This window comes from Gibbsiella quercinecans (assembly GCF_002291425.1).
Lineage (GTDB): Bacteria > Pseudomonadota > Gammaproteobacteria > Enterobacterales > Enterobacteriaceae > Gibbsiella > Gibbsiella quercinecans.
On record NZ_CP014136.1, the window covers coordinates 5,318,225 to 5,343,558 of the forward strand.

General features: G+C 55.2%; 25 protein-coding genes. 12 read left to right on the forward strand and 13 right to left on the reverse strand.

Annotated elements, in window-relative coordinates:
* Nucleotides 1-668: 668 nt before the first annotated feature.
* The 4 genes from ACN28Q_RS24175 to ACN28Q_RS24190 all read left to right on the forward strand — a co-directional run bounded on the left by ACN28Q_RS24175 (nucleotide 669) and on the right by ACN28Q_RS24190 (nucleotide 5,572).
* The gene (locus tag ACN28Q_RS24175) at nucleotides 669-2,156 is read left to right on the forward strand and encodes an alpha/beta hydrolase (RefSeq protein ID WP_095848669.1); all 1,488 of its coding nucleotides are present in this window, start codon (nucleotides 669-671) and stop codon (nucleotides 2,154-2,156) included.
* Nucleotides 2,157-2,454: 298 nt separating this feature from the next.
* Nucleotides 2,455-2,538 carry a protein MgtS gene (gene mgtS, locus ACN28Q_RS24180; protein WP_230469540.1) on the forward strand — a complete coding sequence of 28 codons (84 nt, stop codon included), beginning with the start codon at nucleotides 2,455-2,457 and terminating at the stop codon, nucleotides 2,536-2,538.
* A 106-nt stretch (nucleotides 2,539-2,644) separates the two neighbouring features.
* Nucleotides 2,645-2,824, forward strand: a complete 180-nt coding sequence (locus ACN28Q_RS24185) for a hypothetical protein (RefSeq protein ID WP_230469534.1) — start codon at nucleotides 2,645-2,647, stop codon at nucleotides 2,822-2,824.
* Between the two features lie 321 nt (nucleotides 2,825-3,145).
* Nucleotides 3,146-5,572, forward strand: coding sequence for a DUF3772 domain-containing protein (locus ACN28Q_RS24190; RefSeq protein ID WP_095848670.1), 2,427 nt, complete (start codon nucleotides 3,146-3,148; stop codon nucleotides 5,570-5,572).
* A gap of 42 nt (nucleotides 5,573-5,614) precedes the next feature.
* On the opposite strand, the gene ACN28Q_RS24195 is transcribed toward ACN28Q_RS24190, so the two are convergent.
* Nucleotides 5,615-6,004, reverse strand: coding sequence for a tautomerase family protein (locus tag ACN28Q_RS24195; RefSeq protein WP_095848671.1), 390 nt, complete (start codon nucleotides 6,002-6,004; stop codon nucleotides 5,615-5,617).
* A gap of 107 nt (nucleotides 6,005-6,111) precedes the next feature.
* Between ACN28Q_RS24195 and ACN28Q_RS24200 the strand changes: the two genes are divergently transcribed.
* Entirely contained in the window at nucleotides 6,112-7,059 is a 948-nt protein-coding gene (locus ACN28Q_RS24200) for a LysR family transcriptional regulator (protein ID WP_095848672.1), read from the forward strand.
* Between the two features lie 111 nt (nucleotides 7,060-7,170).
* Here ACN28Q_RS24200 and ACN28Q_RS24205 read toward each other — a convergent pair whose 3' ends face one another.
* Together ACN28Q_RS24205 and ACN28Q_RS24210 are read right to left on the reverse strand one after the other, a co-directional pair.
* On the reverse strand, nucleotides 7,171-9,126 hold the full coding sequence (locus tag ACN28Q_RS24205) for a glycoside hydrolase family 127 protein (RefSeq protein WP_095848673.1): 1,956 nt from the start codon (nucleotides 9,124-9,126) through the stop codon (nucleotides 7,171-7,173).
* A gap of 10 nt (nucleotides 9,127-9,136) precedes the next feature.
* Nucleotides 9,137-10,537, reverse strand: coding sequence for an MFS transporter (locus ACN28Q_RS24210; RefSeq protein ID WP_095848674.1), 1,401 nt, complete (start codon nucleotides 10,535-10,537; stop codon nucleotides 9,137-9,139).
* Between the two features lie 240 nt (nucleotides 10,538-10,777).
* Between ACN28Q_RS24210 and ACN28Q_RS24215 the strand changes: the two genes are divergently transcribed.
* Nucleotides 10,778-11,596, forward strand: a complete 819-nt coding sequence (locus ACN28Q_RS24215; protein WP_095848675.1) for a helix-turn-helix domain-containing protein — start codon at nucleotides 10,778-10,780, stop codon at nucleotides 11,594-11,596.
* Between the two features lie 18 nt (nucleotides 11,597-11,614).
* Here the strand turns inward: ACN28Q_RS24215 and ACN28Q_RS24220 are convergent, their stop codons facing one another.
* The 10 genes from ACN28Q_RS24220 to nac form a co-directional block, all read right to left on the reverse strand.
* Nucleotides 11,615-12,457: an ABC transporter substrate-binding protein gene (locus ACN28Q_RS24220; protein ID WP_095848676.1), complete on the reverse strand. Its 843-nt coding sequence runs from the start codon at nucleotides 12,455-12,457 to the stop codon at nucleotides 11,615-11,617.
* Between the two features lie 26 nt (nucleotides 12,458-12,483).
* Nucleotides 12,484-13,221 carry an amino acid ABC transporter ATP-binding protein gene (locus ACN28Q_RS24225; RefSeq protein WP_095848677.1) on the reverse strand — a complete coding sequence of 246 codons (738 nt, stop codon included), beginning with the start codon at nucleotides 13,219-13,221 and terminating at the stop codon, nucleotides 12,484-12,486.
* A gap of 18 nt (nucleotides 13,222-13,239) precedes the next feature.
* Nucleotides 13,240-13,983, reverse strand: coding sequence for an amino acid ABC transporter permease (locus ACN28Q_RS24230; RefSeq protein ID WP_095848678.1), 744 nt, complete (start codon nucleotides 13,981-13,983; stop codon nucleotides 13,240-13,242).
* A 5-nt stretch (nucleotides 13,984-13,988) separates the two neighbouring features.
* On the reverse strand, nucleotides 13,989-14,690 hold the full coding sequence (locus tag ACN28Q_RS24235) for an amino acid ABC transporter permease (RefSeq protein ID WP_095849185.1): 702 nt from the start codon (nucleotides 14,688-14,690) through the stop codon (nucleotides 13,989-13,991).
* Between the two features lie 39 nt (nucleotides 14,691-14,729).
* A complete protein-coding gene (locus tag ACN28Q_RS24240) occupies nucleotides 14,730-15,482 on the reverse strand; it encodes an SDR family oxidoreductase (RefSeq protein WP_095848679.1) in 753 nt (250 codons plus the stop codon).
* 141 nt (nucleotides 15,483-15,623) lie between these two features.
* On the reverse strand, nucleotides 15,624-16,394 hold the full coding sequence (locus ACN28Q_RS24245; RefSeq protein WP_095848680.1) for a LamB/YcsF family protein: 771 nt from the start codon (nucleotides 16,392-16,394) through the stop codon (nucleotides 15,624-15,626).
* A gap of 10 nt (nucleotides 16,395-16,404) precedes the next feature.
* On the reverse strand, nucleotides 16,405-16,821 hold the full coding sequence (locus ACN28Q_RS24250; RefSeq protein ID WP_131928983.1) for an acetyl-CoA carboxylase biotin carboxyl carrier protein: 417 nt from the start codon (nucleotides 16,819-16,821) through the stop codon (nucleotides 16,405-16,407).
* A 20-nt stretch (nucleotides 16,822-16,841) separates the two neighbouring features.
* Entirely contained in the window at nucleotides 16,842-17,810 is a 969-nt protein-coding gene (locus ACN28Q_RS24255; RefSeq protein WP_095848682.1) for a 5-oxoprolinase subunit C family protein, read from the reverse strand.
* Nucleotides 17,807-18,421: a 5-oxoprolinase subunit PxpB gene (gene pxpB, locus ACN28Q_RS24260; protein WP_230469535.1), complete on the reverse strand. Its 615-nt coding sequence runs from the start codon at nucleotides 18,419-18,421 to the stop codon at nucleotides 17,807-17,809. Before pxpB ends, ACN28Q_RS24255 begins: the two co-directional genes overlap by 4 nt.
* 191 nt (nucleotides 18,422-18,612) lie before the next feature.
* Complete coding sequence (nac, locus tag ACN28Q_RS24265) at nucleotides 18,613-19,533, reverse strand: nitrogen assimilation transcriptional regulator NAC (protein ID WP_095848684.1); 921 nt, start codon at nucleotides 19,531-19,533, stop codon at nucleotides 18,613-18,615.
* Nucleotides 19,534-19,825: 292 nt separating this feature from the next.
* Between nac and ACN28Q_RS24270 the strand changes: the two genes are divergently transcribed.
* From ACN28Q_RS24270 to ACN28Q_RS24295, 6 genes are all read left to right on the forward strand, one after another.
* Nucleotides 19,826-21,034 (forward strand): aspartate transaminase, encoded by a 1,209-nt coding sequence (locus ACN28Q_RS24270; RefSeq protein ID WP_095848685.1) that lies wholly within the window; start codon nucleotides 19,826-19,828, stop codon nucleotides 21,032-21,034.
* Between the two features lie 15 nt (nucleotides 21,035-21,049).
* Nucleotides 21,050-22,570 carry an MFS transporter gene (locus ACN28Q_RS24275; RefSeq protein ID WP_095849186.1) on the forward strand — a complete coding sequence of 507 codons (1,521 nt, stop codon included), beginning with the start codon at nucleotides 21,050-21,052 and terminating at the stop codon, nucleotides 22,568-22,570.
* Between the two features lie 221 nt (nucleotides 22,571-22,791).
* Nucleotides 22,792-23,220: an OsmC family protein gene (locus tag ACN28Q_RS24280; RefSeq protein ID WP_095848686.1), complete on the forward strand. Its 429-nt coding sequence runs from the start codon at nucleotides 22,792-22,794 to the stop codon at nucleotides 23,218-23,220.
* Between the two features lie 519 nt (nucleotides 23,221-23,739).
* Nucleotides 23,740-24,495: a GntR family transcriptional regulator gene (locus tag ACN28Q_RS24285; RefSeq protein WP_095848687.1), complete on the forward strand. Its 756-nt coding sequence runs from the start codon at nucleotides 23,740-23,742 to the stop codon at nucleotides 24,493-24,495.
* Between the two features lie 14 nt (nucleotides 24,496-24,509).
* A complete protein-coding gene (locus ACN28Q_RS24290; RefSeq protein ID WP_095848688.1) occupies nucleotides 24,510-24,983 on the forward strand; it encodes a PTS sugar transporter subunit IIA in 474 nt (157 codons plus the stop codon).
* Nucleotides 24,980-25,270 carry a PTS sugar transporter subunit IIB gene (locus ACN28Q_RS24295; RefSeq protein WP_095848689.1) on the forward strand — a complete coding sequence of 97 codons (291 nt, stop codon included), beginning with the start codon at nucleotides 24,980-24,982 and terminating at the stop codon, nucleotides 25,268-25,270. The genes ACN28Q_RS24290 and ACN28Q_RS24295 overlap by 4 nt, the downstream gene beginning before the upstream one ends.
* Nucleotides 25,271-25,334 lie beyond the last annotated feature (64 nt).

Below are 25,334 nucleotides of genomic sequence, written 5' to 3' on the forward strand. Positions count from 1 at the left end.
TGTCCGCTAAACACGGTTAGCTGTTGTCCGATTGAGCTTAGCCGATAACCTCGATTCTATGCAGCTATCGCTGCCATCGCCAATACGAATAAAGTCGAACAATGAGCAGGATAATACTCAAGGGTTATTACCAGCGGTGCAGAAGCCGTTCGTACCCTCTCACAGAGAGGGTACGGGTGGCATGGCGTGAAAGGGCGAGGAGATAGCAGTTTGGGCGCATTCTCATACGCACCCAGACTGCTATCGTCTTTTCTTTAGGGTGGAAAGCGTCCGAGCTCTTTTTTGTTTCCAGTACATGGAAAATGAAACGATGACAACTGCTATCAGTACAACGAGGATTACTAGTGACAGGTATTCCATAGCGTTCACCCAGAGCTAGCAAGTTGAAGTTGTATTAAATGAGAATTTTCTCATATTCGTCAATACACATTGTGTGAATAAGAATAATCTTAGTTTTGGCCATCATATTTGGGGCAATCTACCCGGGCTGAACGGGCGCTGCCATGCGGCTTTGCGCGAAAAAGGCATGTTATACGGCGCGTAGCGGTTGACGCTTTTTCGACCGACCAGGGGCCATGGCCTTCAACCCAAGGGCTTTTTGTGTTCTATTGGCAGGCTGATTACAGGGCCTTTTTTCAGATCGTTGTCCTACGTTGAAAGGATTCGTCATGTCAGTAGTGCGTGTTTTACTGTTTATTTTCGTTGCCGCCGGCTTGCCCGCCTATGCCAAACCGGCGCCGGCTCACGATGGTGGAAGCATCCGCTGGCAACCGTGCCACAACGCCATGTTTCAGCGTTGGTTCCAGGACACGCCGCCGCAGCCTGGCTTGCAGTGTGGCTATCTGGACGTGCCGTTAATCTATGGCACCGCCAGCAACCCACTGCCGGCCAGGGGGGAGGTTGTGCGCCTGGCGTTGACCCGGCTGCCAGCCACCGGTGAGAAGAAGGGCAGCGTGGTGATGATCCCCGGCGGGCCGGGGTTATCTGGCATTAACCCCTATCTGCCTGCCGAGCCGGCGATCGCAAAGCTGCGTAAATCTTACGATGTGATTGGTTATGATCCGCGCGGCGTCGGCCAGTCAGCGCCAAAGATTTCTTGTCAGATGGCGGACGATGATGAAACGCCGGCGCTGGACGATAACGATATCGCCGGCGCGGAAACGCAGGTGAGGGCGATGATCACCGCCTGCATCAAACAAACCGGCGCGCAGGTGGTGCAGCATGTCGGCACGGAAGAAGCGGTCAGCGATCTGAACGCGATACGCTACGCCCTGGGCGAACCGGCGCTTAACGCCGTTGCCTATGCCTACGGCACTAAAGTGGCGGCGCTGTATGCCGAACGCTTCCCCAAGCGAACCCGCGCGCTGGTGCTGGATGGCGTGGTGGATATTTCGGAGGATGAGTTCACCCGGCGGATAAGCCAGGAGCGCGCCTACCAGCAAAGCTTCCTGCGCTTTGCCGCCTTTTGCGCCAAAACCACCCGTTGCCCGTTGCCGAGCGACCCTAACCTCGCCATTCAGGCATTCCATGCGCTGTTAAGCAAACTGCATGCGGCGCCGTTCGTCACCCAAGCGGGCTATGAAATTTACCCCGACGATGTGATTGCCGTGACCCGCGCCTTGTTACTGTGGCCCCAACGTTGGCCGGAGCTGGCGCAAGTGCTGGAACAAATCGCCAGCGGCCAGGCCGGTGAGCAGGCCAGCACCCTGATCGATGAAAGCTATGCGCCGGATGCGGAAGATGCGCGCAACGTGATTACCTGTGCAGACAGCGCCACGCCGGGGGCCGATGAGCAAATGCTGCGCCGCAAACGCCAGGCGATCAACACCACCGCCACCTTCACCCACTACTTACCGCTGCATGAATACCCGCTGGAAATGTGCGATCTGTGGCCATACCCCGGAAAAGACAGCCCCCATGTACCGCGCCTGTCCCCGGCGCTGCCGCCGCTGCTGTTCGTTGCGCGCCGTTACGATGCCGCCACGCCGTACCGCAGCGCCCGCATGATGGCCAGTTGGTTCAAAAGCCCGCTGGTGACCCAGGAACGTGACGGCCATACGCTGGCACTGCATGGCATTGACCGCTGTGTGGATGACACGGTGGTTGACTACCTGCTGGCGCCGAAAAAACCACGGCATGATAAAACCTGCCGCTGATCGTTATTCTTTTCTAAATATTTCATAAACAGCTGCCTGATTATCCGGCAGCCGTTTTTTTATTATTTTATACTGGCCGCGAAAAATACCTACGGGCTCGCTGGCAAATATAAATCTGGATTATTTTATAATTCAGAACGGGCGGCCTGGTTATCATCGCCAAGCCAGTTGCCCATATTCCAAGCCCCGGCAGAGGCCAGGGCGTTGTTAACAGCAAAGAAGGGAGGGATAAACACACAATGAACTCACGAGGTACTTATCGATAACAGCCAATTTTGAGGATGTAGAAATGGAAAACATGACTTTTTTTATCGGATTTTTGGGATTCATCAGCTCACTGGGCCTGTTGGCCGCCTACATGAGCACGAAATGGGATGATTAATGAACGATAACGGTCCACCCCAACGCCACCTCCCTGTCGCTAGGCAATTAACGGTAGGGAGGTGGCAATAAGTTCCTCACCGCACCTGAACCAGGGGATAATAACGATGCTTATTTTCGGTTTTTTATACGCGCTATTCATGATTGCCGTCGGTGTTAATGAAATCTATCAATACTCCACGGGTAACACCGCATTTCTGACCAGCCTGACGCTAACCTTTGCCGTCGGCACGCTGCTGATACTGTTTGTTTGGCGTTTCACGACCGGCACAAGAATAAAAAAATAAACCGCCATCGCGCCGCCTGTACAACCAACGCAACATTCTATCTGCCATCGCATTGTTACCGTTTTTATTTACGGCGCCGTTCGGTGGCCGCACTCACACGCTCTGGCAGCCAGCTAAAAATTATCGACGTGGAACCTGCGCACGTGCCGGATTGTTCCTAAAGTTCACCCCCCGCCGTCGGTTAATTTCCGCGATCGTTCAGGATATATTGCCTTAAGTTCGCCGCAGATTATAATCAGCGAGTATTGTCAATCAGGCGGGCCATGCCAACGGCCCGCCTGTTTCATTTGCCCGCTAACTGCCCGTTGAGCCCCGAAACCTATGAGAAGACCGCTGCAGATCCTGTTCCTCCTTTTGTTGCTGTTTGGGCTGCCGCTAAGCCCCCAAACCGCATCGGCGGCGCCGGCTGATACCACGGAACAAAGCCTGGCGGATACTGCCACTGCGTTGAAAAGCTTCCAAAAGGAGCTAGATAGCATTAAGCAGCAGGTATCCAATGCCACCACGGATAACCAACTCAGTAAACTGTTTGAAAGCACGCAGGTGTTGGCAGCGGATCTGGATCAATTGGAAACGGATCTGCAACCGCTGCAAGAAAAACTGCAGGCGCAGTTGGACGTGTTGGGCCCAACGCCGGCGCCGGGGGCGCAGGCGGAGAACCGTGTGGTGATCCAGCAGCGCAATGCGCTCAACAGCAATAAAAAGCAGTTGGATGATGCGGTGCAGCGTGCGCAGGCCATCCGCACCAGCGCGCTGTCGCTTGGCCAGCAAATCAGCGATCTGCGCCGCGTGGCGTTTAAAAGCCAACTGGCGCTCAACTCCGGCAGCATCCTTGGCACACAGTTCTGGCAACCGATCACCCATCCATTGGCCGACGATCTGCGGCGCCTTGAGCAGATTAACCAAGCGTTGATACAAATCTGGACGACCAGTTGGCAGGAGACGTGGCGAACAGGCACGTTCCTGCTGTTGCTGGCGGCGGTGGTGGTGTGGTCGTTAGGGCGCTATTTCTCCGAGCGTTATTTATCCTGGTTCAGCATCCGCTACCTGCCGGACGGCCGTCTGCGCCGCAGCTTTATGGCGCTGGCGACCGTCCTGGTTACCCTGTTTGGCACCACCATCGCGCTGGATCTGGTGTATCAGGCGATGTCACGCGCCGCGCCGTTCCCACCGCTGGTGCAAGACTTTACCGACAGCTTTACCCGGCTGGCGATTTTTTGCGCGTTGGTCGCTGGCCTGGGGCGGGCATTTTTATCTATCAACCGCCCGTCCTGGCGTTTGGCGCCGCTGGACGATGAAATGGCTACCGGCATGCGATTCTTCTCGCCGCTGCTGTCGGTCCTGGCGCTGTTGTTCGGCACGGTGGAATTGACGAATAACGTGGTCGGCGCCAGTTTGAACACCACGATTTTCGGCAATGGGCTGGTGGCGACGCTGATGGCGCTGGTGCTGCTGGCAATGCCGCTGCGCGCGCGCCGTCTGCGCCGCCGTATTGAACTGCACGGCGAGAGCCAGGACAAACGTTCCACCCTCGGCGGCTTGGTGCACATTGTGGTGCTGACCTCCTCACTGGTGGTGCTGGCGGCATTGCTGATTGGCTATATCGCTTTTGCCCGTTTCCTGATCTACCAGATTATCTGGATATCGCTGGTTTTGATGTCGTTCTATTTCCTGGTGCTATGCATCACCGATTTGTGCGCGGCGTTGTTCTCCAACCAGACCGCCAGCGGTAAAGCACTGAAGCGCTCATTTAACTTTAGCGATCGGCACCTGGAGCAGATGGCGATTATCACCACCGCCATCGCCAAATGTTCCTTGCTGCTGCTGATGATTGTCTCACTGGTGAACGGTTCGTTTGGCACCACCACGCCAAATGCGCTGCTGGAAAAAATTGCCGCCATCCTCACGGGCGAAGGGCTGAAAAAGCTGAATATCGTGCCCGGCAACCTGATTAATGCGGTAATCTGCCTGGCGATCGGTATCTATATTTTGCGCATCACCCAGCGCTGGCTAAGCAACGAGCTGTTGCCGAAGACCATTATGGATATCGGTATCCGCGCATCGCTGGTCACGCTGTTCAGCAACGTGGGCTATGTGCTGTTGATTCTGGTGACGCTGGCGGCGCTGGGCATTCAGTGGAACAACCTGGCCTGGATCGTCAGCGCGCTGTCTGTGGGGATCGGTTTCGGCCTGCAGGAAATCGTGAAGAACTTTATCTCCGGCATGATCCTCCTCACCGAGCGGCCAGTGAAAGTGGGCGATATGATCAGCATTGCCGGGGTTGAAGGCGACGTACGGCGCATTAACGTGCGTGCCACCGAAATCCAGCTTAGCGATCGTTCAACCATGATCGTGCCCAATTCGCAGTTGATTTCGCAGAACGTGCGCAACGCAACAATGGGCAATGCGCAGGGGGTGGTAACCATCGCCTTGACCTTCCCGACGGATATCGATCCGGAGCAGGTGCGCAATCTTTTGCTCAGCGCCTACCGCGACTTTGACGCGATTCAGGATAGCCCATCGCCCTATGTGCGCTTTAGCCAACTGGGGCCGGATGGCATCATCCTGAGCGTTACCGGCTACGTTGCCAGCCCGCGAATGGTGGGCGCCAGCAAGAGCGAACTGTTGTTCAACATCCTGAAGCTGCTGCGTGAACAACAAGTGAGCTTGTCTAGCCCGCAGGAAGTGGTGTTTATGAAACAGCAGGCAAAAAAACTGGCGGACGACGAAGAAGAATCGGCTTCATAACCGGTTATTACCGGGTGGCGGTGCCAAAGCACCGCCACGGGTTCACAGTTCACCCGTCATATATTGGGCAACACCGTTGCCGAAACTCCAGTCCCCCTTGGTGTTGGTGATAATCGACACCATCAGATCGTCGCCTTTGATGCTACAGCTGTCATGCAGTTCACGGGCCAGTTCAGCGTAGAATGCTTGTTTCTGCGCGTCACTGCGCGGGCTGGTAAACACCCTGACCACCACCAGATCGCGCGTGCGCTGTAACGGCAACCCAGTATCTTCAATCACCATATGATGGGCCTTATTTTCGTGAACAATCTGATAGCGATCGCGTTCGGGCACTTCGAATGCGCTCAGCACGGCGCGATGAGCGGCATCCAGCAACGTTTTCAACTGCTGTTCACTTCGGCCTTCAATCACATCAAAGATTAACAATGGCATTTTTCATTTCCTTTTTGGTGGCGAATACCGGGCCATATTAAGCTGGCGTTTAGTGCAAAAAAAGCGCTATCATTTGAATTCATTGTTTATAAATCTGAACAATCAATATGAATGAAAGAGCCGAAGCGCTCTGGACGCACTTGCACTGGTTGACGGTGCTGGCCGAACAGGGCAGTTACACCCGCGCCGCGCAGCGGTTGAAAGTGAGCAAAGCGGCGGTCAGCCAAAAAATTAAGGAACTGGAAACCCAGGCCGGTGTTCCGCTGGTGCAGCGGACCACGCGCAGCGTGCGCTTGACTGAAGCCGGTGCGAACCTGGTGGCGGCGTTGCGCGAGCCTTTTGCGCAGATCAAACAGAGTTTTGTCGGTCTGTGCGATTCCAGCGGACCGCTGCGTGGCATGGTGAGGGTGACCGCACCGGTCGCCTTTGCGTGCCAGCATCTGGTGCCGCATATTACCGCGTTTTTGCACGCCAACCCGGAAGTGCGCATTCAGCTTGATGTATCGAACCATCTGGCTTCGCTGGCCACCGAAGGGTTTGATATGGCCATCCGCCACAGCGACGCCATGCCGGAAACCCACGTGGCCTGGCGGTTATGCGCCACCCGCACGGTGATGGTGGCCGCCCCGGCGTATGTTCACCAGTACGGCATGCCGCAAACACCAGATGAGCTGAAACAACACCAATGCTTGTGTTACCCACGCGGTGGCGAACAGCCGGTGTGGGCGTTTGTTCGCCGCCAGGCGGCAGAAAGCCCACGCCTGAATGTGGCGGTTAACGGGGTATTTATCACCAATAACAGTGAAGCGATCCGCGATGCCGCCGCCAGCGGTTTAGGCATCGCATTGCTGCCGGACTTTACGGCCCAGCAAGCGCTTGCCGACGGGCGGCTCGTGGAACTGCTTCCGGATTGGCAACCGGTCGGGATCTTTGCCGAGAGCCTGTACGTAGTGCGGCCTTACACGCCGCAGGTATCGCGGGCGGTGGCGGAGTTCAGCCGCTATTTGAAAGCCGCCTTCGCACAAGGCTTTGCCCCCGCCGGTGCGGCAATATAAGCCGGAAGGCCGTAGGGACTTATTTAGCTTGTCAGCTCATGGAAAGACATACTGAAAAGTTTAGTGAATAGGTAAACCCGCCGCCACGTAATCTGGCGATAAAAGAAATCTCTATTCTTCGTTTACCCAAATCCTCATCTCACCTTCTCCTCGGTTGGCCCAGCTAAACCAGGGTATAAAGATTAACGTCTGTGGCTGCTGGGTTGACGGTGAACGGTCATAGTGCCAAAGCAACTGTTTTCCTGGTGCACTGGAGGTACGCTTATTTCCCTCAGCCTGAATCAGTATTTTGTGCGCGAATATCCCTTTGCCTTCAATAGTTTTGAAGGTCGCGGTTTGTGGCAACCACAGGTTGTGCAGTTCCTCACCGTTATCTGCCTGCTCAAGACAATAGATAAGTGGCCCCCTCTGAATGGCCACTTTTCCGGCAACATGGCGCACCAGCGGATTACCGTAAACGCGCCGCACTGGCATGGGCAGGAACAGGGTTAGCGTATCGCCTTCCTGCCAGAGGCGGTTAATATGCAGATAACCTTTGCGCACATCCTGGGCAACCTCAACACCATTGAGCATTAACTTCGGAGCATCACACCAGTCCGGCATGCGTAAAGCAAGGGTATGCTGAACCGGCAGCGCCGAATCAATGGCGACAGTCACCTTCTCCTGCCAGGGGAAATTGCCGCTGATACGTAGCCGCAGCATCTCTTTACCTACCGGCACCTCAATGCTGTTACCCACATAAAGATTGATATAGAGCGCATCTTCGCGCGGCGTGTAGATGTAGTGGCCGAGTGACATCAGCACGCGGGCAATATTGGGCGGGCAACAGGCACATCCGAACCAGCGTTGACGCACCGGTTTTACGTGGTCATAGAGATGGTTAAACCTGAGGGTTTTAGGGTGTACCTCCAGCGGATTAACGTAGAAGAAGTGTTTGCCATCCAGAGCCATTCCGCCCAGCACGGTGTTATACAATGCGCGTTCCATTACATCGGCATACTGACTGTCGGCTTCCATTTGCAGCATGCGCCGGGCAAACATCATCAGGCCAATCGAAGCACAGCTTTCGGCATACACGCTATCGTTCGGTAAATCATAATCACTGCTGAAGGCTTCGCCTCTGCTTTGCGAACCGATGCCGCCCGTGATATACAACTGACGCTGGGCCATATTATGCCACAGGCGCAGGCAGTCCTGACGCTTCGCTTCATCCTGGCTAAGTCTTGCCAGGTGCGCTACACCGGCCATCAGATAGACAAAACGTACCGCATGGCCGATGGCGGTTTGTTGTTCGGTAATCGGTTTATGCGCCTGGCTGTAGGCTTTGTCATTCACCATCCATGCCGGGCCGTAAGTGTTCCAGTAAGCAGTTTTGCCACGCTTTTCATACTCGATATCGTAGAAATGCGGCTGCGTTCCTCGTTGTTCAACAAAGTAGTTCACCAGCGTCATATAACGCGGTTCCTGTGTCACTTCATACAGGCGCATCAGCGCCAGCTCAATTTCCGGATGCCCCGGATAACCGTGTAACTGCGTGTCGCCTGGCCCAAACACGCTGTCGATATGGTCGGCGAGTTTACCTACGACCTTCAGCAGACAGCGCTTGCCGGTGGCCTGAAAGAAAGCGACACCGGCCTCAATCATATGTCCGGCACAATACAGTTCGTGACATTCCGCGAGATTGGTCCAGCGATCCTGCGGTGCTTTGACGGTGAAATAGGTGTTGAGATACCCGTCGTCACACTGGGCAGCCGCTATCAGTTCAATCACCTCATCGGCGGTTTTCTCTAACTCCGCGTCTGGCTGCTGGCACAGCGACCAGGCAACCGCCTCCAGCCACTTCGCCACGTCACTGTCCTGAAACACCATGCCGTAAAATTCCCCGAGCTGTAACCCGGCAGCGATACGGAAATTTTCAATTGCATGGCTGGGATCGGCTTCCGCGATACGATCGTTCAGTGCATCCCACTGATAGGGGATCACCACATCACGTACCAGTTGCTGATACTGCCCGAGAAACGGATCATTAATTTTGAGCTTGTGCAGATCGACTTCCATCACAGACATAATGTTCCCCTTAAGACTGAACATGACGAACACGCAGATCGCTGGCAATCCGCGCCATCAGTGGATTATTGAGTTTGCAGGCGAGTATGGTGAACGCCAACAGCAAGTGAAACAGGGCAGGCAACAGCGTTTCCATGCTGGTGATGCCATTCAGTGACGCCGCCGTCTGGTTGCCCGCACCGGGCTTATAAGCAACGACGATAAATATCAGGCTGATAATTCCGGCACTGGAAGCCCAAGCGAGTTTGATGCAGAACAGGTTGAAAGCGAAGTTCATGCCCGAGGAGCGCACCCCGGTTTTCCACTCACCGTAATCATCGGCAAAGGCCATCAGCGAAAAATGCAGCGGCAAGGTGAAGCCAAGGATAATACCGTTGCCAAGGATCACCGCCAGCCAGAGGGTTTGCCACGCCGGCCCGGTGGGCAGGAACCACATTAATACTGCCAGCGCAGCCAGCACGATATTGGTCCAGTAGTACAACTTGACGGTATCCACGCGTTTTGACAACGGGCTGACAATCACTGAGCCAAGAATCGAGGCAAAAGTCACCATCGTAAAAAATAGCGAGGTGTAAGAGGTACTGCCATGTAGTACGTAGGTGATGAAGTACATGTAGCCTCCACCCCGAATGTTGAAGACATTGATCAGCAGGAACGACATCAGCAACATCAGCAGCAACTGGTCATTTTTACGTAATCCTGCCAGGTGTTCGCGCAGGGTAAATCTCCCCATGATGTCGAGTGATACACGCTCCCGCACCCAGAAAAAGCAACACAGAAACATCACCATCGCCAAAGTACAGAGGATCCCCACGCCCCATTGATAGCCTTGGGCTGCATTACCCTTACCCAGGGCCGATACCAGCCACGGCAGACCAACTGACACCAGAAAGCCCGCCACACCACACAAGACAAAACGCCATGACTGACAGGAAATCACTTCACTATGGTGGCTGGTCATAGTGTTGATCAGCGCGCAGTAAGGCACGTTAATCGCGGTATAGCTGACAGAAAGTAATAGATAGGTGCCAAACGCCCAGACAATCTTCATGTTCATACTGACGTCAGGAACAGTAAAGGTCAGCACGCCGATAATGCTAATCGGCACCGCAATCCATAACTGCCACGGACGAAAACGTCCCCAACGGCTTTGAGTACGGTCGGCAATGATTCCCATAATCGGGTCGGATATCGCATCAAATACACGCAACGCCATAAACAGTGTCCCGACCAGCGCGGGTGTCAGACCAAAAACATCGGTATAGAAAAATGTCAGGAAATTCATGATCAGGCAGGTGATCACCGTGCCACCGGCGTCACCCAGCCCGTAACCGATTTTCTCACGCAGAGGGAGTACATCACTCGCTTCCTGCTGCGCCAGCCCGGTTTGGGTTATAGAGGTAGAAGTCATCGCAAACTCCTCATCAGGGTCAGAGTCTATTGCCCACATCAGTGTGGGCTTATTTGTAGGTACTGATTTATTCTGCCCGGAATACTCCGCCCAACAAGGGAAGAGAAAAGTATAAAAAGAGGGTAATTCCGACCTTGTTCGTAAAGTGTGAACTGGATCGAGCGATAAACGAATTTATATTTAATAATCAATCACAAGGCGAGTTTTATGATTGCTCATAAAGCGGAAAATTGAATATTTATGCTCGAATTATCCATAGCATTTCCGATCCAGGTACAAAATGGTGGGTTGTTCATTTCACGCGGGGTAGGGAGCCATCCCGCGCGCACACTCACCTCGTGGGAAATCATTTTTGTTGAGCGTGGACAACTGCAAATCCGCGAAGATGATCGCCTGTTCAGGGTACAGGCGGGAGAGTGTTTGCTGCTGAGGCCCGGTCACCGCCATGTGGGGGAAGGGGCATTTCCTGCCGATCTCAAATTCTATTGGCTGCACTTTGACTGGTTGCAAGGCGTGGCAGAAACGGGGTTACATCCGGCGCTGTTGAGTATTCCCCAGTACAAGCGAGTGAGTGATCCACAATATGTTATTTCACTGTTTCGCCAGTTTCTCAGCGAGCAGGAAAATATTCACCGCAGCATAGCACTGGAGTGCATTTTGTTGCTGATTCTGCAGCAGATTGTCGCCCCTGGCCCACAGGAAAGCACCAACGCATACCCCGGACTGGCGCTGGCGTGGAGAGCACATAAGATCATTCGCACGCAATTCCATCTCCCTCTATCCACTTCGTCGCTGGCAAAAGAGCTGCATTGCAACGCGGATTATCTCGGGCGTGTCTATCGCCGAACCTTTCGCCTCACACTGACGGAAGCCCTCCACCGCCAGCGCGTACTGGCGGCAGAGAAGCTGCTGATCAACAATTCGCTGTCTTTGACTGAAGTGAGTCTCCAGTGTGGATTCAACGACATCAGCTACTTTCGGCAAATCTTCCGTAAACATACCGGGCTGACGCCCGCAGTCTGGAAACGCCGCTACTGCAGAGAGCATGTTAATTCGTAACGCCACCCATGATCGTTGTTATTCCAACGGCACAAACTTCAGGCTGCTGAGCGGCTGGACCTTCTCTTCGCGCACCATTTTGTAATCGGTGTTTGGGCCGATCCAGTGGTTCCAGATCTGGTCGATCTCGCCGGCGTCATCCATGGCCTTCAGGCTGCTGTTTACCTTCGCCAGCAGCGCCGGTTCCCCTTGTTTCAGCCCAATCGCAATGGGCTCCAGCGCCATCGGTTCTTTGATGATCGCCAGATTGACGCCGTCTTTTTGCGCCTGCATCACCAGTTTGGCGGCGGTCATATTGTTGGTAACGAAACCGACCGATTTATTCTGCTGCAGCGCCAGGTAGGCGGATGCGGTGTCCTGGAACGTCACCGGCTTGGCATCGGCCAGGCGGATGGACTGTTCCGAGGTGGAGCCTTTGGTGGAGCTGATGCGTTTGCCTTTGAAATCCGCCCGGGTTTTGTCGGCGTTGGCGCTTTTCACCACCAGGACTTCCTTCGCAACGTAGTAGGGATCGCTGAACTGAATTTGCGCCGCGCGGGTTTTGGTATACGCCAGGTTAGCGATCAGCACGTCTACCCGGCCGGTGGTGAGCACGGCAATGCGCGCTTCAACGGAAACCGGCATCAGGTTGAGCTTCAGGCCCATCTGTTTTGCCAGGGCATTGCACAGATCCACGTCCATACCGGCCAACTGGCGGGTTTTAGGATCGGGTGACGAAAAGGGCGGTACGTCGGAGTAAACTCCGCAGTTGAGCACCCCGCGGCCTTGAATATCCGTCAACATATCCGCCCAGGATGGGAGCGCGCCCAGCAGTAACGAGCCGGTCAGCACGGCTAAACTCAATTTATTCAGTTTTTTCATCGTCAGTAGCTCCAGTGGCTAAATCATCAGTGCTGGCGCAGATCGGCCAGAAAACGCTGTGCCCGGGGGTGTTGCGGCCGGGTGAAGAATTGCTCCGGCGGCGCCTGTTCCAGGATCTTGCCGGCGTCCATGAACCAAATGGTATCGGCCACTTCACGGGCAAAATTCATTTCGTGGGTAACGCACATCATGGTCATGCCTTCCTGCGCCAGATCGCGCATGACGTTCAGCACTTCGCCCACCATTTCCGGATCCAGCGCGCTGGTGGGCTCATCAAACAGCATCACCGGCGGTTTCATCGCCAGCGCCCGCGCAATGGCGACACGCTGCTGTTGGCCGCCGGAGAGCTGGGCGGGGTAGGCATCGGCCTTGTGCTCCAGGCCGACGCGCTCCAGCAGCGCCATCGCCTGTTTGCGTGCCTCTGCACGGCGCAGCCCCAGCACTTTTATCGGCGACAGCATGATGTTTTCCAACACTGTGATGTGCGGAAATAAATTGAAGCTTTGGAACACAAACCCGATGCGGGTACGCAACTGGTTCAGGCGGGTGCTGGAACCATGAATATCGTGGCCGTCGAACAGGATCTGGCCTTTTTCGATCGGCTCCAGGCGATTAACGGTGCGGATCAGCGTGGATTTACCGGAGCCGGAAGGCCCGCAAACCACAACTACCTCGCCGCTCTTGATTTCTGCACTGAGATCGGTGAGCGCCTGGTAATCGCCGTACCATTTATTGACCTGGTTAAACATAATCATCGGAATCATAGAGATATTCCTTTTATATTAAGACGTTGAGGACAACAGGGCGGCTTTGGCCGCGCCAGCAGGCGCCGAATTCAGGCGTTTACGGGCAATACGCTGCTCCAGGCGGTTCGCCAGCCAGGTCAGGCTGAAGCAAATGATGTAGTAGCTGAGCGCCACGATGGCAAATACCTCGAAGGGCTTGGTCAGCAGCTGGTTGTTGACCTGGTTGGCGGCGAACGTCAGTTCCTGCACGTTGATGACGTAGCCCAAGGTACTGTCCTTGATGATGGAAACCAGCTGGCTGATCAGGCTGGGCAGCATGTTGTACAGCGCCTGCGGCAACAGGATCAGGCGAAAAGCCTTGAGATAGCTCATGCCCATGGCACGCGCCGCTTCATACTGGCCGGAAGGCAGCGCCTGGATGCCGGCGCGGACAATTTCAGCGATATAGGCACTTTCATAAACCACCAGAGTGCACAGCATGGTGGCGAAACCATCAATGTTGTGGCCCAGCAGCAACGGCACGCAGAAATAAGTCCAGAACACCACCATCATCAGCGGGATGCCGCGCAGCACATACACCCAGGCGGTGGCCGGGTAGCGCAGCCAGCGGAAAGGGGAAATGCGCGCCATGCCCAGCAGCACACCGATCGGAAAGGAAAATAGCATCGCGAGCAACGACAGCAGCAGGGTGCAGACAATGCCGCCCATTGGGCCGTTCGGGTACTGGCCGATCAGGAACAGCATCCAGTTTTGATGAATAATCGAGAAGAAATCCAGCATGATAGTTACCTCTCCAGAGCGCGTTGATAACGCTGAGCCATAACCGCGCCGATGCCCATCAGCAGCAGGGAACACGCCAGATAGGCGAGCGAAGAGAGCAGGTAAACTTCAAACGTGCGGAACGTGTAGTTTTCAACCTCTCGCGTTGCATAGGTCAGCTCCGCCACGCCAATCACCATCGCCAGGCTGGTGTTTTTAAACAGCAGCACGGTGTGGTTGATCAGCGCCGGCAGCGCGTTGCGAATGCCTTGCGGCAGGATCACCAGTTGCATGGCGCGGATGTGGCCCATGCCCAGCGCCCGCGCCGCTTCAGTCTGGCCATCGGGAATGGCGCGCAGCCCGCTGCGGATATCTTCAGAGAAGTAAGCCGCCTGGCAAAGCCCCAGTGCAATCAGCGAAAAGACAAACTCGGTGTTGTAATCGCTCAACCACATCTGCAAAGACTCCGGCAGCAGGGTAGGAATGGCGAAATACCACATCATCAATTGGACCAGCGTCGGCACATTGCGGTGATAAGACACGTAAACCGCCACAAAGGCCGTCGCCAGCCGTTTATTCGCCAGGCGCAGCACCACCAACAGCATGGCCAACGCCATCGCCAGCAGCCAGGAGCCCAGTGCCAGCTCCAGCGTCAGCTTGATGCCGGACAACAGCATCTCACCGTACTGCCCTTGCAAGATGGCGTTAAAATCAAACGTGTTTTTCATCACCATTCCCTCTCCATTAACGGTGCCAATGCCCTGATATCATAGGGTTGCATCATCAGGGCGCATGGTCGAAAGCCCGCCAGGCACCTGCAGAGTCGGCGTCAGTTCAATATGGCCGATATTAACGGCGATAGGGGCGGCGATGCTGAACGCCACCGCGTCGGCTACGTCAGAAGCCTGCGGCAGCTCAAAGCCATCAATAAACCGCTTGCGCGCTTCTTCCGCGTCGCCCCAAACGTTGCCGAAAATATCGGTTGCGACGCGGCCAGGGCAGATCTCGGTCACGCGCACCCGCTTGCCGTAAACGTCGATGCGCAACTGACGCGAAAGCATATGCACCGCGGCTTTGGTGGCGTGGTAAATGGTATTGCCGTTGAAGTTGTACACGCCGGCAATGGAAGAAATGTTGATCACATGGCCGCGGTCACGTTTGACCATGCCGGGCACCAACAGGCGGGTTAAATGCAGCACCGCGCGCAGGTTGACGTCAACCTGGCTGTCGATGCCCTCTTCGTCGGAATCAAGCAGCGAGCCGGAACGTGAAACCCCGGCGTTGTTAACCAGAATATCGATCTCCAGCCCTTCGCACAGCTGGGCCACGGCTTGGGTATCAGAGATATCCACGGCGTGCGGGATGCAACCAGTGCGTTCGGCCAGGGCCGCCAGCTGTTCCTGGCGCCGGGCGACGGCGTGCACGGTGATCCCTTCCTTACACAGACGTTCGACAATGGCTTCACCCAGGCCGGCGGAAGCGCCGGTGACCAACGCGGTTTTATAATCTGAAAATGGCATAGTAACTCCCCTGAATGATCGGCCATTTGCGCGTAAGGCAAACGGGAAAAAAGCTATAAATGGACTGTAACCAGTAATCTGTGGGTGAGATAAGACAGAAAGCCTGTGTGGCAATAAGGCTGCCTTATGGTTCCCCGTACATCATCGCGAATGCCGTGAAATAGGGACGATCTTCACGCCCATCGCTTCGATATCACTGCGTATTTGCTGCGCCAGCGTCAGCGCGCCCGGCGTGTCGCCATGCAACAGGATGGACGTGACCGGCATCGCCAGCGTTTCGCCTTCGATGCTTTCCACCGTGCCATCGGTCAACAGGCGGGTAACTCGCCGGCTGATGTGCTGCGCATCGTGGATCACCGCGCCGGGCAGGCCGCGCCGCACCAGCATACCGTGGCGATCGTAAGCGCGATCGGCCAGGAAGGTGGTGGCGACTTTAAAGCCCAGCTCGCGCGCGCCATGTTCAACCGCATTGCCGGCGGTGGTGCTGATAATCAAATCGGCGTTAAACGCCTTGACCGCTTTCAACAATGGCAGGGCAAGCGCGGGATCTTCCGCGGCCATGTTGCCCAACGCACCATGGAAACTCATGTGGGTCATCGGGTAATCGGCGGCCTGCGCAAAGCCCGCCAGGGCGCCTAACTGATAGGTCACGTAGTTCGCCAGCGTGGGGACATCGATTTGCATGCGGCGGCGGCCAAAACCCAGCAAATCAGGGAAGCCGACGTGCGCGCCCAAATCGACCTGCCGTTCTTTGGCCATCCGCACGCTGTTGGCCATGATGGTGGCATCACCGGCATGGAAACCGCAGGCCACGTTGGCGGAAGAGATTAATCCCATCAGCGCGGTATCGTCGGCGATGGTGTAATCGCCGAAGCCTTCGCCAAGATCGGCGTTCAGATCAATGACGTTCATCGTGTTCTCCTTAATCGTTCTCGGCCAGGGCAACCAGTTCGCTGCCGTATTCCACCACGCTGCCGTTGGCGGCGCAGTGTTCCAGCAACGTGCCGCCAACCGGGCTGCGCACCGGCAGCATCAGGTGGCCAATGCTGAGCAGCGCCAGCAACGCGCCGGGCTTGACGGTTTCGCCCGGTGTGGATATCGCTTTGCCGTTCAGCGGATGGGTAAACCAAATAATGCCCGGCCGTTGCGCCGTGATAACTTTGTTTTCAGGCTCGGCCTGCGCCACCGGCAGGGGTTCCGCCTGTGGTCGCGGTTGGGGGTAGCGGGGCGCACACCGCATGCGCACCCGGTAGTGGCTGCCCGCAATTTCAATGTCTTGCACCCCAGACTGGCTTATTTTGTGCGCAATCTGGCGCAGTTCGGCAATCGCCAACATCACATCATCTCCAAAATAGGGGGTTAATCCGCATAGCGCCGGTAACAGGCGATTTGCTCAATCACCTTGTGCAGATAAGCCTGCTGTTGGCACTCGGCCTCCCGCGCCTGCTGATAGGTCACCTCGGCAAAACGCACTTTGCTACCGACCGGAATTTGCCCCAGCAGCCACATGTCGGCATCAATCACGGTGCCGAATTTGGGGTAACCGCCGCTCGGCTGCGCGTCGCGCATCTGAATAATCGGCTGCCCGTTGTGCGGCACCTGAATAACGCCGGGGATAATGCCGTGTGAGCGCATTTCCATCGGCGCGTTGGCCACCAGGCGTTCACCCGCCAGGCGGTAACCGTAACGGTTGCTTTGTGGGGTGATTTGCCAGGCCTGGCGCCAAAAGGCCCGGCGCGAGGCTTCGGTAAAGGCGTTGTTTTCCGCCGCCGGCAGCACGCGGATCACCCGTTCGGGCGCATCATTCAGGCCAAACGCCAACAGCGGGGGAACAATGCCGAAATCTACCGGGCCATCCTGGCTTGGCGCGGCGGCGTTGAGCCGATCGCCGTTTTGCAGGCCACGCCCCTGGTAACCGCCGAACTCGCCGCGCAGTTGGGTACTGCGGGAGCCGAGCACCTGCGGCACATCAACGCCGCCAGGCAAATGCAGATACGCGCGGGTGGTCTTATTCGATGCCGACAAGGTTAAACGTTGGCCCTTACGCGCCTGGGTGCACCACCAGAAAGGCAATGGCTCATCGTCCAGCATCACCTTGCCGTCATGACCGGTCACGGCAAACCGGCAATCGGCGAGGAAGCGCACCTGGAACGGGAACAGCGGGATTTCTATCGCGGCGGCGTTGAGATCATTGCCCAGCAAGGCATTGCCCAATTGCAGCGCCAGTGGATCCATGGCGCCCGCCGTGCCAACGCCGTAGTGCAGGCAGCCCGTGCGCCCAAGATCCTGCACGCTGCTAAGTGGGGTGGTTCTGTCAATGACGATCATGCCTGCACCCCCACGGCTTTGAAGGCGATATTATCGCCCGGTTGCAGGGTGACCGGTGGGCAGGCGTAGGCATCAAAAAAGACGAAATCGGTATGACCGATGGTATTCCAGCCGCTGGGGCCAGCCGAAGCGGATACCCCGGTTTGCAGCCCACCGATTGAAACGGCGCCGCCGGGGATGCTCATCAGCGGCGTTTGGCGGCGTGGGGTAGCGATGCTGGGATCCATATCGCCGAGATAGCAATAACCTGGGTGGCTGCCGAGGGCATATACCGGATAGAGCGGGGCGCAGTGGCGCGTGACGACCTCATGCACGCTGAGGCCGCTGTGTTCGGCGACATCGTGCAGATGCGGGCCATATTCACCGCCGTATACCACCGGCAGTTCGATGGTTTTCCCCTGCAGTTGCATACGTTCATCGCGCTGCCACTGCTTAAGCAGCTTGCTGAACATCTCTTCAGGGGCTTCCGGCGCCCGGCGCAGCACCAGCATCAAATTGTTCATGCCCGGCACCGTTTCTGCGATCTCCGGCAGTTCCTCGGCAAATTTGGCCAGCGCCCAGATACGCTGCTGGTTTTCCAGGCACAGCGAGCCAGGCGCTTCAAATAGCATTGTCCGCGTACCTAATAAACTCAATTGCGGGTTAACCCACTGTTGCGCAAGGTCCATCGTTACCTCTTATGGCCCCTTAAGCGGCGAAAGGGGCTTCTTGTGAGTGGTATTCGCACTGTAGCGTGCCGTTTATCCCATCCACTAAGAGGGTTTCGTTTTGTGGTAATAAGCGAGACTTATCACACCGCGCGTTAGGCCAACGCAAGGGGCCGATTATCCGGCGCCCGTTCGGCCATCAACGCTAGCAGGATTTTTTTCACCGCCTGTGCAGGCTGTGAAAGCGGCAGATGGTCGGACGAACAGAATGATAATGGGGCCTGGATCCCTGGGTTGACGATCTTCGCCATCCAGGCGCCGGCGGGCGCGAGCAGGGTGCGCGCGGCAGACTCCGGCAGAATAGTGGCGCCATAACCGCTGGCCACGGCCGCCGTGAGCGTGGTGGCCGATTCGATCTCGCACACCACGCGCCCGGTCAGCCCGCGGGCGGCAAAGGCATCATCCACCATCTTGCGCATAAAGTTATAAGACTGCGGTAAAAACAGATCTTTTGCCGCCACCTGTTCAAGATCAACCGTGTTGCCTTGCGGTTTTTTGGCGCTGCTGCTGACCAGGTAAAGGTCTTCTTTCATCAGTGGGACAAACGATAACCCGTGGATCTGGCGGTTTCCGTACAGCACTGCCATATCCATACGCCCGCTCATGATCAGCTCGCTGAGCGTAATGCCGAAGTTTTCATTGTAATACAACAGGATGCCGGGGTGTTGTTGCTTAACGGCCTTGAACAGCGGCAGCGCCAGTTGGCTGGCGGCGGTGCCGGGCGCCAGCCCAACGGAGACGGTGCCGGAAAGCAACTGCGCGGAACCGTCGATGGCGCTTTGCGCCTGCTCGCACTGGCGCAGGATGGCTTGGGCGTGGGTATAAAGGATTTTGCCGGCATCGGTGGGGGTTACGCCACGTTTGGTGCGGATCAACAGTTGCTGCTTTACTTCGCTCTCAAGCGTCGCCAATTGCTGGCTTAACGCAGGTTGGGCAATATGCAGAATATCAGCAGCCTGAGTCAAACTGCCGATATCGACAATTTTCACAAAGTACTTTAATCGCCTGAGATTCATGGTCTTTACCCTCATAACAAAAGATATCATGAAGGGTTAAGCAATTCTTAAGCCAGCTTTTGCCATTAATGTTCAATACACTATAACTATATGTAATTTAATTGTTATTTTGAAAATAATCACGAGAGCAGCAATGGTGCTCGCTCCCGTGCTGCACAGTAGCAATGCATTTATGCTATTGCTGGTGCTTATCCATAAGCCAACGCGATTGAACCAGAACGAACTCCTCTTAGCGCCGGTACAGGCTCTCTATTACCGTATTTTCAATCCACAAAGGCATCAGGAGTTTGTCATGAGTGCAATTCGCATCGCTTCACGCATCACCCGCATCAAGACCTCGCCCAGCAGCACGGCGGCCGATCGTGCCAACGCGCTGCGCCGCGCCGGCAAATCGATCGTTAATTTGGTGACCGGCGAGCCGGACTTTGATACGCCAGAGGTTATTCGCCAGGCCGCCTGTGCGGCGATTGAGCGGGGCGAAACACGCTACACGCAGAATAACGGTACACCGGCGCTGCGCCAGGCGATTGCCGACAAATTCCAACGGGAAAACCGGCTGAGCTTCTCACCCGACAACATTATCGTCACCTGCGGCGCCAAAAGCGCGATTTTCAACGCGCTGACCGCCACGCTGGAGCCGGGCGACAAAGTGCTGATCCCGGCGCCGTACTGGGTTTCTTACCCGGATATGGTGCTGGCCTGTGAAGGGGAACCGGTGATCCTGGCCTGCCAGGAAGAGAACGGCTTTAAACTGACCGCCGAACAGCTGCAAGCGGCCATCACGCCAGAGTGCCGTTGGCTGTTACTCAATTCACCCAGCAACCCCAGCGGCGCCAGCTATACCGAGAGCGAACTGCGCGCACTGGCCGATGTGCTATTGGAGCACCCGGGGCTGGCGATCATGACGGATGATATTTACGAGCACATTCGTTTTGACGATAGCCAACCTTGCCATCTGCTGGCGGTTGAGCCTGCGCTGGCAGACCGCACCCTGGTGGTGAACGGCGTATCAAAAACCTATGCCATGACCGGCTGGCGCATTGGCTATGCCGCCGGCCCCGCAGCGTTAATCACCGCGATGGGCACGCTGCAATCACAGTCAACCAGTAATGCCTGCTCGGTGAGCCAGGCGGCGGCGTTGGCGGCACTGGGCAGCGGCACCGATTTTATCGATCGCAGCCGCGAAACCTACCGGTTGCGGCGCGATCGGATGGTGGAAGCCATCAACAACATTCCAGGCCTGGCGTGCAAAAAGCCAGATGGGGCGTTTTACCTGTATGTCAACTGCGCCGGCATCCTTGGGCGCCAAACGCCGCAGGGCAACACGCTGCAGAATGACAATGATGTGGTGCTGTATCTGCTGGAAAGCGAAGGGGTGGCCGTGGTGCCGGGCGCCGCCTATGGCATTTCACCGTTCTTCCGTTTGTCGATCGCCACGGATATCGATACTTTGCTTGAAGGCGCCAACCGTATGGCGCGCGCCGTGGCACAGCTGCGCTAAATACGGGGAATGACCATGCCCAAAATAGAAACGCCAGCGCCGTTAGGTTTCCGGCGCGCTTTGCTGGCTATGCTGGGGCTTTCACTGACGCTGATGCTCTCGGCGCTTGATCAGACCGTGATCGGCAATACCATGCCTTACATTGTGGCCGATCTCGGTGGTTTTGATCTCTATGCCTGGCTGGCTACTGGCTACCTGCTGACATCCATCGTCACCGTGCCGATCTTTGGCCGCTTGGGCGACTATTTTGGGCGCAAATATTTTGTGATTGCGGCAACGCTGGTGTTTACGCTGGCCTCGCTGCTGTGCGCCCAGGCCGGCAGTATGCTGATGCTGGTGATTTGGCGGGCGCTGCAGGGCATTGGCGGTGGGATGTTGATCGGCACCGCTTTTGCCTGCATTCCCGAGCTGTTCCCCGATATGCGCCGCCGGCTGCGCTGGCAAATCCTGCTTAGCACCGCGTTTAGCATCGTCAACGCGCTGGGGCCGACGGTCGGCGGGATCCTGACTGAACATTACGGCTGGCGCGCCGTGTTCTACCTGAACGTGCCGTGCGGCGTGGTGGCGTTAGTCATCGCCTGGCGTTATTTGCCCTATTTTAAGCCGGTGCAACAGCACGATATTCATCTGGACTGGCTGGGTGGGCTGTTGGTGATAACGTTGCTTGGCTGCCTGCAGTTAGGGGTGACGGGATTATCTTCACAGATGAATATAGTTGGCGTTATCGCGCTGATGCTGGCCGCGCTGGCTTCGCTTTTGGCGCTGCTTGCCCAGCAAAAACGCGCCGTATCTCCTCTGTTACCGCCATCTTTGTTCGTTGCCGGCACGCTGCGGCAACTGTTCATCCTCTCCACGCTGGCAGGCGCGGTGATGTTTATTCTGCTGTATTTCGCGCCGCTGTTATTCCAGGCCGGCTATGGCTACTCGGCACAACAGGCCGCGTTGCTGTTAACCCCGATGGGCGTGAGCATTACCGTTGGCGCAATCATCAACGGGCGGATCGTCACCCGGCTGCGCAACCCGGCGTTGTTGCCGGTATCCGGTTTTCTGTTGCTTGGCGTTGCCTGCCTGGGGCTGGCGCTAAGCGGGGCGCAGGGCAGTTTTCACCAGTTGCTGCTGTTGATGCTGATGGCCGGCGTAGGGCTGGGCTTTATTTTGCTAAACCTGACCATTTTCACCCAAACGCTGGCACCACGCGAACATTTGGGCATTGCCACGGCATTACTGCAATCTTTCCGCCTGGTGGGCGGGCTGCTCGGCACCGCGGCAACCAGCCTGTTGTTGATGACGCTGTACCACTGGTTGTTACAACGTAACGAGTTAAAAGAAGCCTGGCAGCACTGGGCCGATCCCGGCAAGTTGCTTAGCCTGGGCAACAACCCGATCACCGCAGACGTGATCCTGGCGCGTCATACCTTGATCAACGCCATTGATGCCGGCCTGTTGGTTTGCAGCGTTATCACGCTGATTGCCGCGGGAATGACGTTCCGTTTATCCCATATTGCATTAGTGCCGCAGCAGGCAGCTCGCGCCTGACTGGCCCGATGCGGCCTTGCATCGGCCCCGGCATAGCGTGGGGGCCGATTATCATCTCAACATTCCCCCTCAATATATGAATTAATAAAAATCAATTAGTTAACTATACCGGCTTGGCTTTTTTGCCGGATGTGAACTAGGGTTTAAGGTGAGGTGACAATGTTGAATGTCACGACGGTGGTGCCTGCCAGGCGCCAATCTGAACGGATAAAGGAGACGGCATGACGATTCATAAGAAAGGCCAGGCACATTGGGAAGGCGATATTAAGCGTGGGAAAGGCACCATTTCGACCGAAAGCGGCGCGCTGAAACAGCAGCCGTACGGTTTTAATACTCGCTTCGAGGGCAAACCGGGCACCAACCCGGAGGAACTGATCGGCGCTGCGCACGCAGGCTGCTTTTCCATGGCGTTATCGCTGATGCTTGGCGAAGAAGGTTACACGCCCGAATCGATTGATACCACGGCCAATGTCTCTCTGGATAAAGTCGACGGCGGTTTTGCCATCACCAAAATTGAGCTTACCAGCACGGTGAAACTGCCGGGGATTGATGAAGCCACCTTCGATAAAATCATCAACAAAGCCAAAGCCGGCTGCCCGGTGTCGCAACTGCTCAAAGCAGAAATCACGCTGCAATATACGCTGAACTAACATGTTACACATGGCCAGCAACGGCGAGGTTGTTGCTGGTTAAGCCTGGAAAGGGGCGTAATTGCACCCATCATGAGTGACAATGTCACTTTGTTATGTTAAATACAGCATCAGTCTTATTGAAATTCACCATTCTGGTTAGAGCCGAAGTGGGTGGTATGCGTTTGATTTTGCGGCCAGCTTTTCGGCGATTCCATTGGTGCGTTTTGAACAAATCTGCAGGGACTTAGCTGGTCATGTTTTACAGATTTCGCGTAGCGCGATCGGGAAAAGGGCCGCAGTTGGCTCTGTTTTCGGTGCTTGTATTGCCCATTTCCCTTCTGTTTTTCTTTCCCCCATTTTCAGTCGCCCTCATTTTCTTCACCAAGGATTTCACCTGGTTCGTGATGTGACTCACAGAAAATGGATCCTGAATCGCTCCCCCAAAGTGTGACCCCCTTCGAGCCACTTCCCAACAGATTTACCTATCATAAGCACTACATTGTACATGATTGTCTATAGACAACTTTGGACGTTCAGATGAATGGCTCGAAAACGTTAAGCAAAAGTTCGCAAATCCCACTCTACCAACAGGTGGTTGAGTGGATTAGGGAGAACATTTATAGCGGTGAACTGGTTGAAGACGATCGCATTCCTTCTGAATTTCAGATTATGGATATGCTGGACGTCAGCCGGGGAACGGTAAAAAAAGCGGTTAACCAACTGGTCAGGGAGGGCGTACTGGTTCAGGTTCAGGGGAAAGGCACCTTCGTGAAAAAAGAGAATATTGCCTATCCACTAGGTGAAGGGCTGCTATCTTTTGCAGAATCACTGGAAAGCCAAAAAATACACTTCACAACCAGAGTGATCACCTCACGGGTTGAGCCGGCAAACCGCTATGTGGCGGAAAAGCTAAATATTAAATCCGGCCAAGATATTTTATTTCTCGAACGTCTCCGCTGTATTGGCGACGAGAAAGTGATGTTAATTGAAAACCGTATTAACATTGAACTCTGCCCAGGAATAACAGATGTGGATTTTACACAAAATAACTTATTCCCCACGATTGAAAAACTATCAAATAATAAAATCAGATACTCAGAAAGCCGTTATGCAGCACGACTAATTGGGAATGACCGTGGGCATTACCTCGATATTAGTGAAGATGCCCCTGTATTACACCTTGAACAACTGGTGTTTTTTTCTCATGGTTTACCGGTAGAGTTCGGGAACGTCTGGTTAAAAGGTAATAAATATTATCTTGGCACCATATTACAACGCAGAGACGCCAACTAAGTCACGAGGATATTATGCAAGATATTCATTTTCGTCGTCACTATGTACAACATCTTCCTCAGGGATTGTCGGTAGAAGCGCTAATTCACCAGCTTGCCGGTCCGTTAATTAACGATCGCATGGTTGTAGAGGATTTCGCCAGCCATGTGATCGCGCGCGAAGCAAAGTTCCCCACGGGGCTTCCAGTTGAGCCGGTAGGGGTAGCGATTCCACATACCGACCACAAATACGTACGCCACAATGCTATCAGCATCGGTGTGCTGCCAAAGCCAGTGATATTTGCCGATATGGGTGGAGCTCCCGAATCGGTAGCTGTTCAGGTAGTATTTCTGTTGGCTCTGGGAGAAAGCAATAAACAGCTCAACGTCCTGGGGTTGATCATGGATATCATTCAGGATGGCGAGTTTATGCAACGCCTTCTTGCCATGGATGATGAGGAGATTTATCAATCCATTTTAACTAAAATAGTGGAAAGAGGTGAATTATGAGTCAAACAATATTATTTGTTTGTGCAACGGGCATTGCGACATCCACAGCAGTAACTGAAAAAGTAATGGTGTATTGCAAAGAACATGGCCTAAAGGTTGATTATTCACAGACCAATGTTGCTTCGTTGCCCAATAACACAAGTGGCGCCACACTGATAGTTTCGACCACGAAAGTTCCCTATGAACTTGATATCCCCGTGGTTAATGGCCTTCCTATTATTACCGGTGTAGGTGAAGATAAGGTCCTTGAACAGATAGTCGCCATTTTAAAAGCCAATAATAATTAAATTAAATAAATTCAGCCAAGATATCCGGATGCTTATAAAGTATCTGGTTATACCTGAGTAGAGG

What these genes read in the sequence shown, in the direction of transcription:
- ACN28Q_RS24210 (WP_095848674.1), bottom strand. Translation starts at nt 10,537, where the DNA reads ATGACTTCTACCTCTATAACCCAAACCGGGCTGGCGCAGCAGGAAGCG.
- ACN28Q_RS24285 (WP_095848687.1), top strand. Translation starts at nt 23,740, where the DNA reads ATGAATGGCTCGAAAACGTTAAGCAAAAGTTCGCAAATCCCACTCTAC.
- ACN28Q_RS24270 (WP_095848685.1), top strand. Translation starts at nt 19,826, where the DNA reads ATGAGTGCAATTCGCATCGCTTCACGCATCACCCGCATCAAGACCTCG.
- ACN28Q_RS24215 (WP_095848675.1), top strand. Translation starts at nt 10,778, where the DNA reads ATGCTCGAATTATCCATAGCATTTCCGATCCAGGTACAAAATGGTGGG.
- ACN28Q_RS24290 (WP_095848688.1), top strand. Translation starts at nt 24,510, where the DNA reads ATGCAAGATATTCATTTTCGTCGTCACTATGTACAACATCTTCCTCAG.
- ACN28Q_RS24195 (WP_095848671.1), bottom strand. Translation starts at nt 6,004, where the DNA reads ATGCCATTGTTAATCTTTGATGTGATTGAAGGCCGAAGTGAACAGCAG.
- ACN28Q_RS24185 (WP_230469534.1), top strand. Translation starts at nt 2,645, where the DNA reads ATGCTTATTTTCGGTTTTTTATACGCGCTATTCATGATTGCCGTCGGT.
- ACN28Q_RS24200 (WP_095848672.1), top strand. Translation starts at nt 6,112, where the DNA reads ATGAATGAAAGAGCCGAAGCGCTCTGGACGCACTTGCACTGGTTGACG.
- ACN28Q_RS24235 (WP_095849185.1), bottom strand. Translation starts at nt 14,690, where the DNA reads ATGAAAAACACGTTTGATTTTAACGCCATCTTGCAAGGGCAGTACGGT.
- ACN28Q_RS24225 (WP_095848677.1), bottom strand. Translation starts at nt 13,221, where the DNA reads ATGATTCCGATGATTATGTTTAACCAGGTCAATAAATGGTACGGCGAT.
- ACN28Q_RS24275 (WP_095849186.1), top strand. Translation starts at nt 21,050, where the DNA reads ATGCCCAAAATAGAAACGCCAGCGCCGTTAGGTTTCCGGCGCGCTTTG.
- ACN28Q_RS24255 (WP_095848682.1), bottom strand. Translation starts at nt 17,810, where the DNA reads ATGATCGTCATTGACAGAACCACCCCACTTAGCAGCGTGCAGGATCTT.
- ACN28Q_RS24190 (WP_095848670.1), top strand. Translation starts at nt 3,146, where the DNA reads ATGAGAAGACCGCTGCAGATCCTGTTCCTCCTTTTGTTGCTGTTTGGG.
- ACN28Q_RS24295 (WP_095848689.1), top strand. Translation starts at nt 24,980, where the DNA reads ATGAGTCAAACAATATTATTTGTTTGTGCAACGGGCATTGCGACATCC.
- nac (WP_095848684.1), bottom strand. Translation starts at nt 19,533, where the DNA reads ATGAATCTCAGGCGATTAAAGTACTTTGTGAAAATTGTCGATATCGGC.
- ACN28Q_RS24230 (WP_095848678.1), bottom strand. Translation starts at nt 13,983, where the DNA reads ATGCTGGATTTCTTCTCGATTATTCATCAAAACTGGATGCTGTTCCTG.
- ACN28Q_RS24220 (WP_095848676.1), bottom strand. Translation starts at nt 12,457, where the DNA reads ATGAAAAAACTGAATAAATTGAGTTTAGCCGTGCTGACCGGCTCGTTA.
- ACN28Q_RS24205 (WP_095848673.1), bottom strand. Translation starts at nt 9,126, where the DNA reads ATGTCTGTGATGGAAGTCGATCTGCACAAGCTCAAAATTAATGATCCG.
- ACN28Q_RS24280 (WP_095848686.1), top strand. Translation starts at nt 22,792, where the DNA reads ATGACGATTCATAAGAAAGGCCAGGCACATTGGGAAGGCGATATTAAG.
- ACN28Q_RS24245 (WP_095848680.1), bottom strand. Translation starts at nt 16,394, where the DNA reads ATGAACGTCATTGATCTGAACGCCGATCTTGGCGAAGGCTTCGGCGAT.
- pxpB (WP_230469535.1), bottom strand. Translation starts at nt 18,421, where the DNA reads ATGCTATTTGAAGCGCCTGGCTCGCTGTGCCTGGAAAACCAGCAGCGT.
- ACN28Q_RS24175 (WP_095848669.1), top strand. Translation starts at nt 669, where the DNA reads ATGTCAGTAGTGCGTGTTTTACTGTTTATTTTCGTTGCCGCCGGCTTG.
- mgtS (WP_230469540.1), top strand. Translation starts at nt 2,455, where the DNA reads ATGACTTTTTTTATCGGATTTTTGGGATTCATCAGCTCACTGGGCCTG.
- ACN28Q_RS24240 (WP_095848679.1), bottom strand. Translation starts at nt 15,482, where the DNA reads ATGCCATTTTCAGATTATAAAACCGCGTTGGTCACCGGCGCTTCCGCC.